Annotated in this window: 13 protein-coding genes; 12 read left to right on the top strand and 1 reads right to left on the bottom strand. The window is 40.5% G+C overall.

The features are described from left to right. The first annotated feature begins 132 nt into the window (after positions 1 to 132). From murJ to CSC79_RS04805, 10 genes are all read left to right on the top strand, one after another. Positions 133 to 1,713 carry a murein biosynthesis integral membrane protein MurJ gene (murJ, locus tag CSC79_RS04755; RefSeq protein WP_272897219.1) on the top strand — a complete coding sequence of 527 codons (1,581 nt, stop codon included), beginning with the start codon at positions 133 to 135 and terminating at the stop codon, positions 1,711 to 1,713. Between the two features lie 73 nt (positions 1,714 to 1,786). After that, positions 1,787 to 2,713 (top strand): bifunctional riboflavin kinase/FAD synthetase, encoded by a 927-nt coding sequence (gene ribF / locus CSC79_RS04760; protein ID WP_099294578.1) that lies wholly within the window; start codon positions 1,787 to 1,789, stop codon positions 2,711 to 2,713. Positions 2,714 to 2,738: 25 nt separating this feature from the next. Next, entirely contained in the window at positions 2,739 to 5,567 is a 2,829-nt protein-coding gene (ileS, locus tag CSC79_RS04765) for an isoleucine--tRNA ligase (RefSeq protein ID WP_099294580.1), read from the top strand. Between the two features lie 9 nt (positions 5,568 to 5,576). Further along, on the top strand, positions 5,577 to 6,077 hold the full coding sequence (lspA, locus tag CSC79_RS04770) for a signal peptidase II (RefSeq protein WP_099294582.1): 501 nt from the start codon (positions 5,577 to 5,579) through the stop codon (positions 6,075 to 6,077). Next, a complete protein-coding gene (fkpB, locus tag CSC79_RS04775; RefSeq protein WP_099294584.1) occupies positions 6,074 to 6,532 on the top strand; it encodes an FKBP-type peptidyl-prolyl cis-trans isomerase in 459 nt (152 codons plus the stop codon). Before lspA ends, fkpB begins: the two co-directional genes overlap by 4 nt. After that, positions 6,532 to 7,461, top strand: a complete 930-nt coding sequence (ispH, locus tag CSC79_RS04780; RefSeq protein ID WP_099294586.1) for a 4-hydroxy-3-methylbut-2-enyl diphosphate reductase — start codon at positions 6,532 to 6,534, stop codon at positions 7,459 to 7,461. The genes fkpB and ispH overlap by 1 nt, the downstream gene beginning before the upstream one ends. A gap of 29 nt (positions 7,462 to 7,490) precedes the next feature. Then, positions 7,491 to 8,522: a histidine kinase gene (locus tag CSC79_RS04785; RefSeq protein ID WP_099294588.1), complete on the top strand. Its 1,032-nt coding sequence runs from the start codon at positions 7,491 to 7,493 to the stop codon at positions 8,520 to 8,522. After that, positions 8,519 to 9,223 carry a LytTR family DNA-binding domain-containing protein gene (locus tag CSC79_RS04790; RefSeq protein WP_099294590.1) on the top strand — a complete coding sequence of 235 codons (705 nt, stop codon included), beginning with the start codon at positions 8,519 to 8,521 and terminating at the stop codon, positions 9,221 to 9,223. The genes CSC79_RS04785 and CSC79_RS04790 overlap by 4 nt, the downstream gene beginning before the upstream one ends. A gap of 263 nt (positions 9,224 to 9,486) precedes the next feature. After that, positions 9,487 to 10,182 (top strand): hypothetical protein, encoded by a 696-nt coding sequence (locus CSC79_RS04795; RefSeq protein WP_099294592.1) that lies wholly within the window; start codon positions 9,487 to 9,489, stop codon positions 10,180 to 10,182. Positions 10,183 to 10,376: 194 nt separating this feature from the next. Next, complete coding sequence (locus CSC79_RS04805; protein ID WP_099294596.1) at positions 10,377 to 11,453, top strand: hypothetical protein; 1,077 nt, start codon at positions 10,377 to 10,379, stop codon at positions 11,451 to 11,453. Here the strand turns inward: CSC79_RS04805 and CSC79_RS04810 are convergent. Further along, positions 11,438 to 12,154, bottom strand: coding sequence for an SIMPL domain-containing protein (locus CSC79_RS04810; protein WP_099294598.1), 717 nt, complete (start codon positions 12,152 to 12,154; stop codon positions 11,438 to 11,440). The genes CSC79_RS04805 and CSC79_RS04810 overlap by 16 nt on opposite strands. Before the next feature lie 116 nt (positions 12,155 to 12,270). Here CSC79_RS04810 and CSC79_RS04815 point away from each other — a divergent pair, with 116 nt between their 5' ends. Together CSC79_RS04815 and CSC79_RS04820 are read left to right on the top strand one after the other, a co-directional pair. Continuing rightward, positions 12,271 to 14,937: a bifunctional acetate--CoA ligase family protein/GNAT family N-acetyltransferase gene (locus CSC79_RS04815; protein WP_099294600.1), complete on the top strand. Its 2,667-nt coding sequence runs from the start codon at positions 12,271 to 12,273 to the stop codon at positions 14,935 to 14,937. A gap of 10 nt (positions 14,938 to 14,947) precedes the next feature. Then, positions 14,948 to 15,880, top strand: coding sequence for a uroporphyrinogen decarboxylase family protein (locus CSC79_RS04820; RefSeq protein WP_099294602.1), 933 nt, complete (start codon positions 14,948 to 14,950; stop codon positions 15,878 to 15,880). Positions 15,881 to 15,909 lie beyond the last annotated feature (29 nt).

Genomic DNA, 15,909 nt, shown 5'->3' on the forward strand with positions numbered 1-15,909 from the left:
CAATTTGCCGCTCTAGCAGTTAATATCCCTATTGTAACAAAGCCCATGCACTGAGCCTAGTGCTTTAGAGCGATTTATAAAAAAGACTGTGGCATAATTAACTTTCTCATTGGTTTTTAAGCAGGTTTTAGTGTGGCAAAAGGATTATTTCGTTCAGGTATGATTGTAAGTGCAATGACCATGATTTCGCGTGTTTTAGGTCTTGTGCGTGATGCCGTTGTAGCAAATTTACTGGGTGCTAATGCTGCCGCAGATGTATTTTTATTTGCTAATCGAATACCTAACTTTTTACGTCGCTTGTTTGCAGAAGGTGCCTTTGCCCAAGCATTTGTGCCTGTATTGTCTGATATTAAAGAGCAACAGGGCGATGATAAAGTCAGGCTTTTTGTTGCTCAGGCCGCAGGCACACTAGGAACCATTTTATTAATCGTCACAGTGTTAGGTGTTATCGCTTCACCCGTTATTGCAGGGTTATTTGGAGCCGGTTGGTTTATCGATTGGTATCAAGGCAACCCCGACGGTGAAAAGTTCATTCTTGCCAGTGAATTGTTAAAGTGGACATTCCCTTACTTATTTTTTGTAAGTTTAGTGGCATTAAGTGGTGCAGTTATGAATGTCTACAATCGTTTTGCTGTTGCTGCATTTACACCTGTGTTACTTAATATTTCAATCATTAGTTGTGCTATGTTATTGCACGATAAATTTAACGTTGGAGCGTATTCACTTGCCATTGGCGTGTTTGTTGGTGGGGTCGTGCAATTATTGTTTCAACTGCCGTTTTTGTATCGCGCAAAAATGCTTAGTAAGCCCCGCTGGGCTTGGCAAGATAGCAATGTAAAGAAAGTACGTAAACTGATGATTCCAGCATTGTTTGGTGTTTCTATTAGCCAAATCAATTTACTACTCGATACCCTGATTGCCTCGCTATTGATGACCGGTTCTATCGCATGGCTGTATTACTCAGATCGATTGATTGAGTTCCCGCTAGGGCTGTTTGGCATTGGTATAGCCACAGTCATCTTACCTGCGTTATCTAAGTTACATAGCACTAAAAGTAGTGGTGATTTTCAGCATACACTGGATTGGGGGGTGCGATTTGTAATTTTTTTAGGTCTGCCCGCAATGGTTGGCTTAATACTTATCAGCCCGTTAATTATTTCAGTGTTGTTCGATCATGGTGCTTTTAAAAATGGTGAGGTTGACCATGTGCACGCGGTAAGCTTGGGCGTTACAGCTTATTCGGTTGGCCTGGTGAGCTTTATGTTGATTAAAGTTCTAGCGCCGGGTTTTTATGCTCGCCAAGATACCAAAACCCCCGTTCGAATTGGTATTATTACGCTCGTACTTAATATGGTTTTCAATATAATGCTTGCCCCATTTATTGGTTATTTGGGGCTTGCTTTGGCCACTTCAATGTCCGCTAGTTGCAATGCTTACTTGCTATATAGACAATTGAAGAAAGAAAAAGTATACAGATTTTCAAGTTTTAGTAGTTGGTTTACCGTTAAGTGTCTTATTTCTAGTGCGGTCATGGGATTGAGTGTTTGGTATATTTCAAACCAGTTTTTATGGCGTGAGTGGCACTTTAGTCAACAAGTTGTTTTACTATGCAGCCTATTAGCGCTAGCAGGGATTGCCTATTTCTTGTCGATGTTTTTGCTAGGTGTAAGACTAAATACGATAAAAAACGTAGCAACTACTGAATCAAATTAAAAAAAAGATTATAATCGGCCATTCTACGGCTGAAATAAATTTTCGGGCGGGTTAGCAAAGGCAATTAGGTGGTATGGAGTTAATTAGAGGTATTCACAACATTCGTACGCAGCATAACGGCTGTGTATTAACCATTGGTAATTTTGATGGTGTTCATTTAGGTCATGCCGAAGTTTTAAAAGGCTTGCTGAAAGACGCTAAAAAGCATAATTTGCCAAGCACAGTGATGTTATTCGAACCCCAGCCGCAAGAATTTTTTGCAAAAAATAACGCACCTGCTCGACTTACACGTTTACGTGATAAACTTAAGCTGTTAGATAATCTTGGTATTGAACGCGTTATTTGTATTAGTTTTAATCAACAATTTGCGAATATGCAAGCAGAGCAGTTTGTTAGTGAAATTTTGATTAATAAGTTAGGCGTAAAAGCATTAACTGTGGGTGATGACTTTAGATTTGGTAAACAGCGTAGAGGTAACTTTAAGTTACTTACCCAAATGGGTGAAGCTGCGCAAATGGACGTGAAAAGCACTGCGAGTTTTCGTCAATTAAATGCTAGAGTAAGCAGCACATTAATACGTGAAGCATTGGCTAACGGTGAGCTTGGGCAAGCAAAATTAATGCTTGGTCATAACTACGCTATTTCAGGGCGAGTTATTCATGGTTGGAAACGTGGTCGAGAGCTTGGCTTTAGAACTGCTAACATAGCTTTAAAGCGCCAAGTATGCCCTGTAAACGGGGTGTTTGCAGTGCAAATAACACTGGGTGATAAAACACTGCATGGGGTTGCAAACATTGGTAACAAGCCCACATTTAATGGAACACGCGCATTATTAGAGGTACATTTATTTAGTTTTGCGCAAGATATTTACGGACAGTTTATGCATGTGGAGTTAATAAAAAAACTTCGCGATGAGCAAAAATTCGAGACATTAACACAATTGACGGCACAAATAGCAACTGATGTTGCTGCCGCTAAACAGTGTTTTGGTTTAAATTAGGTAGCCGATACGGAAAGTAGGATTAATGAGCGACTACAAACATACTTTGAATTTACCGGAAACAATGTTTCCAATGCGCGGCAATTTGGCACAACGTGAACCAAAAATGCTTAAAACATGGTATGAAGACGACCTATACGGTCAAATTCGCAACGCTAAAAAAGGTAAGAAAACTTTTATTTTGCATGACGGTCCTCCGTATGCAAACGGCGATATCCATTTAGGCCATTCAGTTAATAAAATATTAAAAGACATTATTGTTAAGGCAAAAACGTTGTCTGACTTCGATGCCCCTTATGTACCAGGTTGGGACTGTCATGGTCTTCCAATTGAACTAATGGTTGAGAAGAAAGTTGGTAAGCCTGGCGTTAAAGTAACTGCGAGCGAATTTCGTGAAAAATGCCGTGCTTACGCTAAAAAGCAAGTTGAAGGCCAAAAGGTTGATTTTAAACGCTTAGGTGTTTTTGCCGATTGGGATAAACCTTACTTAACAATGAATTTTGATTTTGAAGCCAACGCTATTCGCGTGCTTGGTCGCATTATCGAAAAAGGCCATTTACACAAAGGTGCAAAGCCGGTTCATTGGTGCACAGATTGTGGTTCTGCATTAGCTGAAGCAGAAGTAGAATACCAAGATAAACAATCACCCGCTATTGACGTACGCTTTGAGTTTACTGATCAAGCCGCGGTCGTAAACGCATTTGATTTAAAAGCAGGCCATGAAGGTACTGGTACGGTAAGTACAGCTATCTGGACAACAACACCATGGACGCTACCAGCTAACCGAGCTGTTGCTGTTCATGCTGACCTAGAGTATGCCCTTGTTCAAGTTGACGATGAAGGCGCGCAGCAGCGTTTGATCTTAGGCTCAGAGCTTGTCAAAGATGCCATGGACCGTTATGGCTTTAATCATTACCACGTTTTGGGTTATGTAAAAGGTGCTGCAATTGAGAACTTACACGTTGCGCATCCATTTTATGACTTTAACGTGCCTGTTATTGTTGCTGAACACGTAACCACAGATTCTGGTACAGGTATTGTTCATACAGCACCAGGACATGGGCAGGAAGATTTCGTGGCAGGTTTACAGTACGGCCTAGAAGTTGCCAATCCGGTGGGTGCTAATGGCGTATATCTACCTGATACAGAGTTATTTGCAGGTCAGCATGTATTTAAAGCTAATGCGAGCGTTATAGATGTGCTTACTGAGCGAAATGCGCTAATGCATCACCATGCACTAACACATAGCTACCCGCATTGCTGGCGTCATAAAACGCCAATTATTTTCCGTGCTACGCCACAATGGTTTGTCAGCATGGATCAGGCTAATTTGCGTCAAGACTCGTTATCTGAAATTAAAAATACCCAGTGGTTACCTGAGTGGGGCGAAAGCCGCATTGCAAACATGGTAGAAGGGCGTCCTGACTGGTGTATATCACGCCAACGGACTTGGGGTGTGCCAATCGCGTTATTCGTAGATAAAGACACCGGTGCATTGCACCCGAATACGCAATCACTGATTGAAGAAGCGGCAAAGCTTGTAGAAAAATCAGGTATTCAAGCTTGGTATGACTTAGACCCTGCAACACTATTAGGTGAAGTTGATGCTCAGCAATACATGAAAGTGCAAGATACACTTGATGTATGGTTTGACTCAGGCGTGACACATGCTTGTGTTGTTGATGCGCGTGAAGAGTTAACTGGCCCAGCTGATTTATACCTAGAGGGATCGGATCAGCATCGAGGTTGGTTTATGTCATCAATGATGACGTCAGTTGCAATTAATGGTCATGCACCTTATCGCCAAGTACTTACGCACGGTTTCACCGTGGATGAGAATGGTCGTAAGATGTCAAAATCATTAGGCAATGTTATTTCTCCGCAAAATGTGATGAACAAACTAGGCGCTGATATTTTACGCTTGTGGGTTGCTTCAACGGATTACACTGCTGAAATGACCGTCTCTGATGAAATTTTTAAGCGTTCAGCAGATCGTTACCGTCGCATTCGTAACACCAGCCGCTACTTATTGGCTAACTTAAGTGGCTTTGATCCAAAAACAGATCAAGTTGCTATTGAAGACATGGTTGAGCTTGACCGTTGGATTGTGAGTCGTGCGGCACAGCTACAAGATGAAATTGTCACGGCTTATGATAGCTACCAAATGCTACAAGTGACGCAAAAGCTGATGAACTTCTGTACAGGTGAGCTTGGTTCGTTCTACTTGGATGTAATCAAAGACCGTCAATACACAGCTAAAAGTGACAGCCACGCTCGTCGCTCTTGTCAAACTGCGCTTTATCATATTGCAGAGGCAATGACGCGCTGGATGGCACCAATAATGAGCTTTACAGCTCAAGAAATTTGGGAAGCTTTACCTGGTGAACGTGGGCAATACGTGTTTACGTCGGTTTGGTATGATGGCTTAGAGGCAGTAAGTGAAGGTCAGTTTGGCAATGATGATTGGCTCACTATCTTAACTGTTCGTGATGAAGTGAATCGCGTTCTAGAAGGTGCACGTAAAGAAGAAACTATAGGTGCAACATTACAAGCAGATGTAAGCATTTATACGACAGCTGAACTCGCTCAAAAACTAGCCGCTTTAGGTGATGAGTTACGCTTTGTATTATTAACATCAAAGGTAACGGTTACAGTAGTCGATGCACAGCCTGATGAGACTCATGCAACTGAAATCGAAGGGTTATACATTAGCGTTGCGGCAACGGATGCACAAAAATGTGAACGTTGTTGGCATTACTGTGATGATGTAGGAAGTAATCCTGCTCATCCTGAAATCTGTGGTCGTTGTGTAAGCAACGTAGATGGCGAAGGCGAAACTCGTCAATTCGCATAGGAGTAGTAAGTGAGCAAGCTAGCCCAAAAAAGTGGTTTAGTGTGGCTTTGGTTGAGTCTGCTATTTTTAGTAGCAGACTTCGCTAGTAAAACACTGGTAGTGAATACTATGAATCTTAGAGATTCAATTGATATCTTACCGTTTTTTAATCTAACTTATGTACATAACTACGGTGCGGCATTTAGTTTTTTGAGTGACGAAAGCGGTTGGCAGCGTTGGTTTTTAAGTGCAATCGCAATCACGATTAGCGCACTATTAATTTGGTGGTTAAAGCGCTTGCCTGCATCAAATAAAGTCTTGTGTGGTGCTTATTCTTTAGTATTAGCTGGTGCGATAGGTAATCTTTACGATCGTATGTATTACGGCTACGTTATCGACTTTTTACATTTCTATTATGAAAACTGGCACTTCCCTGCGTTCAATATTGCTGATAGCGCAATTTGTGTCGGTGCTGCGTTGTTATTATTTGATGCCTTTACTGGCGAAAGTCCAAAGGAGCATAAAGCATGAGCCAAACAGTTATTACTGAAAACTCAGAAGTCATTTTTCATTTCTCGATCAAGCTATCTGATGGCTCTGCGGCTGACTCGACCAAGGTCCATAACAAGCCAGCAAAGCTTGTGATGGGGGATGGTAGCTTAACTGCTAATTTTGAAAAGTGTTTATTTGGTTTAGCACCAGGCGATAGTAAATCATTTGAACTAGAGCCTGAAGACGCGTTTGGTCAGCCAAACCCAGATAACATTTATTATGTTGACCGTAGCAAATTTGGTTCTGAGACTCCTGCGACTGTTGGTTCTATTATTGCGTTTACTCAACCTGATGGTACCGAGTTACCAGGACTTGTTCGTGAAGTGCAAGGCGAGTCAGTTACTATCGACTTTAATCACCCTCTTGCAGGTCAAAAACTGACTTTTGAAGTGGAAATTTTAGAAGTTGATAATACGGTTAAGGTAAGTGATTAATGGATATTTTATTAGCTAACCCGCGTGGTTTTTGTGCCGGTGTTGACCGTGCTATTAGCATTGTAGAGCGCGCGCTGGATATTTTTGAAAAACCAATTTATGTGCGTCATGAAGTTGTTCATAACCGTTATGTAGTGGATGGTTTAAAGCGGCGCGGCGCAGTGTTTGTTGAAGAACTCGATCAAGTGCCTGACGACAGTATTGTTATCTTTAGTGCTCACGGTGTATCGCAAGCTGTTCGCAGCGAGGCTAAACGTCGAGAATTAAAAGTATTTGATGCAACCTGCCCACTTGTTACTAAAGTGCATATGGAAGTAACTCGTGCAAGTAGAAAGGGTACTGAATGTGTGCTTATTGGTCACCATGGGCACCCCGAAGTTGAAGGCACAATGGGGCAATATGACAACAGTGAAGGCGGTATCTACCTTGTCGAAACTGTTGAGGATGTCGCTAACCTAACAGTTAAAAACCCCGATAATTTATTTTACTGTAGCCAAACAACGCTCTCGGTTGATGACACTGCAGATGTTATTGACGCACTGCGTGTTAAGTACCCTGTCATTGATGGTCCAAGAAAAGATGACATATGTTATGCCACACAAAATCGTCAAGATGCTGTGCGTGATTTAGCAGATAAAGTAGATGTGCTTTTAGTTGTGGGTGCCAAAAACAGCTCAAACTCTAATCGCTTACGTGAACTTGCTGATAAAATGGGCACAGTGGCTTATTTGATTGACGATGCAAGCAGTGTTGAAGATGCATGGTTTGACGGTACAAATAGCGTTGGTGTTACAGCAGGCGCATCAGCGCCTGAGGTGCTTGTACAACAAGTTATTAGTCGTTTAAAAGAACTCGGTGGCAAACAGGTAATAGAAAATCCAGGCGAAGAGGAAAATATCGTATTCGCTGTACCTGTGGAGTTACGTTAATTACGTAAATATGCAAAGGAGAAGGTCCAATGAGCAAGTCAATGCAACCCAATGCGTTGCTTTTTGGACCTCTTTTTACTGAAAGAGGTGTACTTGCTACGTTAGTGGTTGGTCAAGTTATTGCAACGATACTTGCCTTTGCCCCCACAGCATCACATGGTACTTGGGTTCGTCTTGGAATTATCAGCCTTTTTATTCAACTTACCTTTCTACTTAGCCTGAGTGCGCTTTATCTAACACGTAACCTACTGAGTAGGCATTCTCAACTTGTACAAAGCATAAGCTTATTTTTGTCATTAATTATGACTACCATACTAATGAGTATATTAGCTATTACCATGATTGACGGTATCGTCGATATTGCAAAGCCATGGATATTTGTATCTCATAATTTGTTGATTGTATTTTTAGTTGCCTGTTTATTTGTTCAATTTCTGACAATATATTTTGAAAAACACAAGCAAACACAATCACTTGCAAGAGCCGAGCTAGATGCATTACAAGCCCGTATTCGTCCACATTTTTTATATAATAGCCTCAATACCGCTGCAGAGCTAACACAGTGCGATCCAGACGCAGCAGAGAATGCTATTTTAGCGTTAGCTGCATTATCACAAGCAGCTCTCAAAGCAGGTAAAGGAGTAACACTACAAGATGAAATAGCTCTGACGAAGCAATATATTAGCCTTGAAAGTTGGCGTTTTGGTGAACGATTAAAAGTGAATTGGGAATTGCCAGGTTCACTTCCTGATATCAGTATTCCTTGTTTAACGTTGCAGCCGATAATCGAAAATGCAATTTGTTACGGGGTAGAGCCATTTTCAAAAGGTTCGCAAATAAATGTTCTATCAAATGTGAGTAAGCAGTCCATCACGTTTATAGTTGAAAACCAGATACCAACAACAGAGCATGAGCGTACAGGAAATGGCATGGCACTTGATAATATTCGTCAGCGTTTAAACTTGTACTATAAAGGTAGAGCTACATTGAATATAAGTGCTCGCAATTCGACCTTTAGAGTTAAGCTGGTACTTCCGTTGTTCAGTGAGAGGAAAGTATGAAGGCACTGATAGTAGATGACGAACCGTTAGCGAGAAAAAGAGTTCAGCGCTTGCTAAGTAATATGAGTGAATATTCAGCTTTTGAACAAGCCTGTAATGGTCAAGAAGCGCTGGAGTTGGCCAACTCTTTTAGTCCTGACATTGTGTTTTTAGATATTGATATGCCCCAAATGAGTGGTTTAGAAGTGGCTGAAAAACTGAATGAGTTTAATCTTCCGCCAGCAGTTGTATTTATTACTGCACACCCTGAGCATGCACTAGATGCTCTGCAATTATCAGCAGTTGGGTATTTAGTTAAGCCTGTTACTAAAGATTCAGTTGAAAAGCTAACTGCGCAGTTAGGCCGGTTAAATCGGGCGCATCTTCAAGCCCAAAGATCTAAATCAATCAGCTATCAAAGTGGCGGCACTATTAAAACAGTCCAAATTCAAGATGTATATTTTCTGTCTGCTGAGGATAAATATACCCGTATAGTATTTAGTGGAGGAGAGGCATTAATCGATCAAAGTTTAAAGCAAATAGAACAAGACTATCCATCCTCCTTCTTGAGGACTCATCGTAAAGTACTGGCGAATAAAGAACGAATTTCGGCATTAAAAACACATAGCGATGGAACACATACAGTACAAATTAATGGTTGTGCACACGAATTGGTAGTGAGTAGGCGTGAATTTAAAGTTGTTAAATCTTTTCTATCTTAAGTAACCTGAACTCTGGATAATAAATTTATCTCCAGCGGCTACTTTCAACGCTAACTGCGTTGAATTTACTTGCAATAGACCAGCTATTGACGCGTAAATTCGCCTTGTTATCGCTAAAAGTCTCCGGCTGGAGACTAATGAATATATTTGTGATTTAATATCAATACATTAGTATATCTTTTAACCAGAGTTCAGGTTAGTTAACAGCTTGACCTGTAAATGGTTTCAGCTAGGATAGAATAAACGATAATGAGGGAATACCAATGGATACATGTATAAAACAACTAACACACCAGTTACAGCACCACCAGCTACAAGCTGTTGTGGATGACTTTCCTACATTATCGTCACAGCAACAGAGCATGCAACTGGTACATTTATACCAAAGTGCACAACGGATGGATGTTAAGTACAGCTATTTGCAAAATGTAGCGACCCGAATACTTACAGAGCATCCATTTCCTAAAGATTTAATAAGTGAATTTAAAAGCACTGATTTATTAAGTTTCTTCACCCCAGGGCTTAAATTTAACAATGGCTTTGCACTGCAAAATGAGCAAAAAAACAATGTGATTCACACATTATTTAGCCACTGCGCAGCTAATAAACTTCCCTTTAATTATGTTCGTTCATTAATGTTATTTGAAAGCAATGAAAGCCTCTTACTTGCACTTACACAAGCAAATAATGCAAGGTTAACGCCTGTTGCATGTTACATCACGTGCAATGTTGAACAAGCCAGTTTACCTAAGCACGAATTTTCCGCACTGCTCGCGCTGATGGAAGCGCAGTTTAAACAGCATGAAGACATCAATACGGCTGCATTTTTAAAGGCGCTGATCATGCTAAAAAACACTCTAAAAAGTCAAAGCCTTAATGAGTACACAGTGCTATTGGCAAGCGCTTACCTGCGTTGTAAAACAGAAAAAATTGAAAGCTACTTACAACAACACGCTTGATGGCTAACAGTGTAATGTATAAGCATTTCTTCTCGTTGAGTGCCTTTACTGCTCTGAATCATTTTAGCCGCATTATACTGACTTTATTTTTAGCGCGATTAATATCAACAGAACAATTTGGTACTTTTGCGGCATTGCTGGCCTTATGTGAAATTTTACTACTACCAGCAAGCATGGGGTTTTCATAATCTTTAATGCGTTTGAGCCACCCTCTTTTTAAAAATCAGCAACATGATTTACTTCAAGGCTTAAAACATACTTACCTAGCTGCATCATGCTTATTCGGCGTATTATTTGTTGCCTGCGTAGTGACTGTTTTTACGCATATATCCCCCCATCAAAGTGCCAAAGAGCGTGTATTCTATTTGTTATTAATTGTTCCAATTGGTGCTGTAATGCAAAGCCAAGCAGCATTTTTAATTGCCTTAAATAAAACTAAACTTGGGTTGTTAACTCAGCAATGCCTGTTTGAATTGCTCACTACGGCTTTTTGTTTACTTGTTGTATTATTTTTTAAAGAACTGTCACTTGAAGTGATATGCCAACTACTTGTTGCCGCTTTACTCTGTGTTGTTGTTTATCAATACTGGTTAATAAAACCGCTTCTTTTAGCTACACCTGCAAGCTATAAAACTAAAAGCTGGTGTAAATACTCGCTAATTATGCTTGCAAGTGGGGCCGGCACTGTAATAGTAGCAAAATTAGACGTGCTTTTAGTGCATCATTGGTTTGGTGCCACTGGAGTGAGCGTATTTTTTCCTGCAATTGTGATCGTAGGCTTATTAACCATTCTTGCCAATGCTGCAAGCCAATACTTAAAACCTATTTTACTTAGTGAACAAGCTAACGATCAGCAGATAGTTGAACTTATGAGGTTATTATGGCGAGTAAATACTACTGCAATAATTTTCTTATTACTGCTGGCTCACCCTCTACTTTATTTGTACGGTGAAAAGCAGCTTGAAGAAGGCCATCATTTATTAATTATTTTACTCATTGGTCAATTGCTATTACCCGCCAGAGTATTGGCAAGTAATATTATAAAGCTCAGGGGTAACCCTCTACATAACCTATATATTTTATTAGCAGCAACCAGTATCACACTGCTCTTGGCGAGCTGGCTTAAAAACGATTACGGTATTACCGGTGTTGCTGTTGCATTTAGTATCGGTTTTGCATTAGGCGCACTAAGTAGAATCAGCTTAGTGCTGTTTAAAATGAATACGCCTGTTGCCCTTTTACTCGGTAACAATATTCAATCTGACAAGTAGTATTCTACACTCGTCACGACACGCACTTTTTTAAGTTGTGGCGTATTTGAATCTCTGTTCGAAATACTAAACTGCCCCTGACGTGCTGTTTTTATTTTACCCAGCTGAGATTGTGAATCTTTAGCAAACTTGATTGCCACCTCACGCGCTTTTTCTGTTGCTTCTTGCACCATCGCAGGTTTTACATCATTAAGCCCCGTAAACAAATACTCAATACGGGTTTCGTAACTATCTTGAACTATGGCAATGCCCTGCTTGGCTAATTGGCTTACTTTTGCTAAAGCATTTTGTACTTTTGAGGGCTGCGATGAATAAACTGTAATATTGGCACGGGCTATGTATCTAAACTGTTGGTTTTCACCGCCATATTCCCGCGCTTGTTTATCTACAATAGATTGAGCCCCACGACTTATTTCGTTGTCATCAAAACCATGTAATTTTAAAAATGCGATAACGGCATCATTTTTTTGTTCAATTCGCTCAACTAGCTTTTCAAGGTCGTTATCCGCATCACTAAATTGTAATGGCCATATCACTGTATCAGCTTCAACTTCCATCTCTGCAAGGCCTTTAACCGTGACTGTGCGCTCCATGCTTTTTACATCAATAGCCGCACTTTTTAAAATAACCCCTAACCCTAGAAGACCGATTACAAATGCAACGGCTGCAATGGCAACATGAGTGCTTTGTGTTTTACTCATTTATAACTCCTTGATATAGATCGCGAAAAATAGCACTAAAACGTGTTTCATTAAAATTTAAATGCTAGAGTTTATGTGATTAACCTTAACCGCCACTTTACAGCAAAGGAAAAGCCATGAGTGTTAAGCGCATTAGCCAATTTTTTAACCCTACCTCAGTCGCCGTGATTGGGGCATCAAATAATGCATCCCGTGCAGGCTTTATAGTGATGCGTAATTTGCTCCAGGGTGGGTTTAAAGGCCCCATAATGCCTGTCAGCCCGACACACAAAGCCGTGCATGGTGTATTGGCCTACTCCTCTATCACTAAATTACCCATGGTGCCTGATCTGGCAGTTATTTGTACCAACAAACACACAGTAACAGACATTATAGTTGAGCTGGGTGAGTTCGGTTGCAAAAACGCCGTAGTCATTGCAGCAGGAATGAGTATAGAACAAAAAGAGTCGCTGAAAACTGCGGCTAAAGCAGCCAATGTATCACTGCTTGGACCCAATTGTTTAGGATTGCTTATTCCACACATAGGCCTTAATGCGAGCTTTTCCCACACGGTCACTTCACCGGGTAAAATTGCCTTCATTTCTCAATCTGCAGCTGTATGTTCAACAATTTTAGATTGGGCAAAAAATAAAGAGATTGGTTTTTCGTACTTTGTATCTGTGGGAGACTGTTTAGATATCGACTTTGCTGAGTTATTGGACTTTCTGGGTCGAGACGCAAAAACCAAAGCGATATTACTTTACATAGATAACATAGAGAATATCAGAAGCTTTATTTCAGCTGCGCGTGCAGCTGCATTTAGTAAACCAGTCATTGCAATTAAAACAGGTAAAACGGCCGCTGGCGCACTCGCTGCTGAAATTCATACTGGTGGAAAACAAAGCTCAGACGCCGTTTATGATGCGTTATTTCAACGGGCTGGTATGTTAAGGGTAAGCGATTTAACAGAGCTTTTTGCAGCAACTCAAACGCTTGCAATGCACCCTAAACTACTACAAATAGAACAACTCACCATTTTAACAAATGGCGGCGGGCCTGGAGTAATGGCGGTTGATAGCTTATTACAAAGCTCAGGGAAGCTTACTCAGCTAAGCGAAGAAACTCGCGCAGCACTTAATAAAGTCATTCCGCAATCAGATATGACCTCTAACCCTGTTGATATTTTTGGCGACTCTTCTCCCGCCCGCTATAAGCAAGCACTTGAAATTTTATTGCACGCAAAAGAAGTTAAAAACCTTTTAATTATTCATACTCCTTCGGCGATTGCCCCAAGCGAAGAATACGCACAAATTATCGCACAAACCTTAAATACATTACCTAAAATGGCACGGCCCTATGTTATCACCAACTTTATGGGCGAAGATGCTGCTTACCCAGCTAGAAAACTGTGTAGCACTCACGCAATTCCCACATACCGAACCCCTGAAGGCGCGGTAAGGGCATATATGCACCTTGTTATTTACCGACGAAATCAAAAGCACCTAACGCAAACCCCGGAGTCAAATACCGACAATGCGAAAATAAATAAAAGCGCTGCGAAAGAGTTAGTGCATCAATTTTTAGCCGACCAACAAAGTTACTTATCTACCCATCAATCAAGCCAAATCCTTGCTCACTATGGTATTGAGTGCATTCAAACTGAAGTCGCTTACACGCCAACAGAAGCAAAAGAACAGGCTATCGATTTAGGCTTTCCGGTTGCCTTAAAGCTGATCAGTCCAAGCATTCCTTCTAAATCAGAAGTCGGGGGAGTAGTACTAAACCTTAATGATGCACAAGAAGTTGAACAGACCGCTTTTGCTATGTTATTGCGAATTAAAAACACTTACCCTGATGCTATTATTGAAGGCTATTCATTGCAAAAAATGGCACCACGTGCGGGTGCTAATGAAATACGTATTGCGGTAAAAACTGAGCCTAATTTTGGCCCTGTTATACTCCTTGGAGAAGCCGGCACAGGACTTGAGTTTGCTCAGGCTGCTGTTGCGCTGCCACCATTGAACATGAATTTAGCAAAATACTTAATTGCTGCCGCACATGATAAAGGCGTACTGAAAGATCGTATTTTGCCTGAAAAAGTTGATAAGTACCGCCTGTGTGCTTTACTTACGCGAATATCACAACTGGTCATTGACCAGCCCGATATTACTTCGGTTGAGTTAAACCCTATTTTAGCGAGTAATGGACAGTTTTTGGTACTTGATGCCACCATTACACTGAGCCACTACCAAGTACAATCGAATCGTAAGCGCTTATCTATCCGCCCTTATCCAATTGAGCTGGTTAAAAATGTCACGTTAAAAAACGATACAAAGGCAGTGCTACGCCCTATAAAACCAGAAGATGAGCAAGCACATCAGGCATTTGATCAATCTCTAAGCAAAGAAGATCGTTACAAACGCTTTTTTGGTGAATTGCCACAGTTTAACCATGATCAACTAGCAAAAATGACACAAATTGATTATGACCGTGAAATGGCTTTTATCATCACACAAGAACAAGCAGGCCAAAACCTGACTTTAGGTGTATCGCGAGTATTAATGGATCCTGATAAAATTAGAGCCGAATTTGCGATTGTCGTGCGTTCAAATTGCCAAGGGTTAGGGCTAGGCGGTATGTTAATGCAGGCCGCAATTGAGCACTGCAAGAGCCAAGGAGTGCAAGTTATTGAAGGAATCACGCTGCCTGAAAACACCGGCATGATCGAGCTTGCTCGTAAACTTGGTTTTAAGATCACTCGTGATTTTGAAGAAGGCAGTATAAACATGGTACTGACACTATAAGGTGCTTTAGTTGAAAGTAACGACTTGGAGGCACTGGCCAAATATCGACTTAGATGCTGACTTACTCGCTGAGTCAGTTATTGCCTATCAAGATATTCATGATCATTGTTTTATTAAACTAAGCTGTAATAGTAATAGTGTATGCAGTGCATTTGGCATTAAGCGACACTTTCAACACAACCCTTTGGGGTCAGTTGAAAAAAACAGCTATGTTTATAATTTATCAGCTTTATTAAATGATGAAAAAAGCCCTAAAAAATTAAACGATTGCCCGCAGTTACTCATAAATATTGAAGCACACAAACGTGTTAGCGAACACCCTAGCAGTATCAATAAAGCATGTTTTGCAACGGTTTACTCTCCGCTTTATCACTTAAATTCAATGTTGGGGGGAACATTAACAGCAGCCCAATTAGAACACACACCTTATAAAAAAATGTTATCTTTATTAACTGATATTACAGCGCAATATATTGACGCTTTACTGTTAATCAAAAATGTTAGAATTTACTACTGCAGCTTTCATGCGAGCGCTGCATTTTGCAATTATGAGCAATTTAAAACTCTCGTAGCCCCATATGATGAACAATGTATAACGCAATTAACCCACGAACACCACCTTATTCATTATCATTGCAGTGCACCTATTTATTTTGATTTCCTTGATAGTAAGAAGTTCTCATTACTATCAATTGATGATTGTGATGATGTTATAGCTATAAAGGCTTTACTGACTCGCTTTCCTGATATTACATTTGTTGGGCTATTGGATAAATTATTATTACCACGCCAACTTAAAGCAAAAGAAATTGAACGAATTTTTTCATCTTGCAGCCGCCATTTGGATTTTAATAGAGTCATTATCGCCCCAAGCTGCACTCTACCTTTAAGCATTAAAAACAATACATTATTAAAAACATGTTCTATTGTAAAAGGACTGTGAATTAAGTTTATGCCTACGGAAGATAAACA

Source organism: Pseudoalteromonas sp. 3D05, assembly GCF_002723455.1.
In the GTDB taxonomy this organism is placed as follows: Bacteria; Pseudomonadota; Gammaproteobacteria; order Enterobacterales; family Alteromonadaceae; genus Pseudoalteromonas.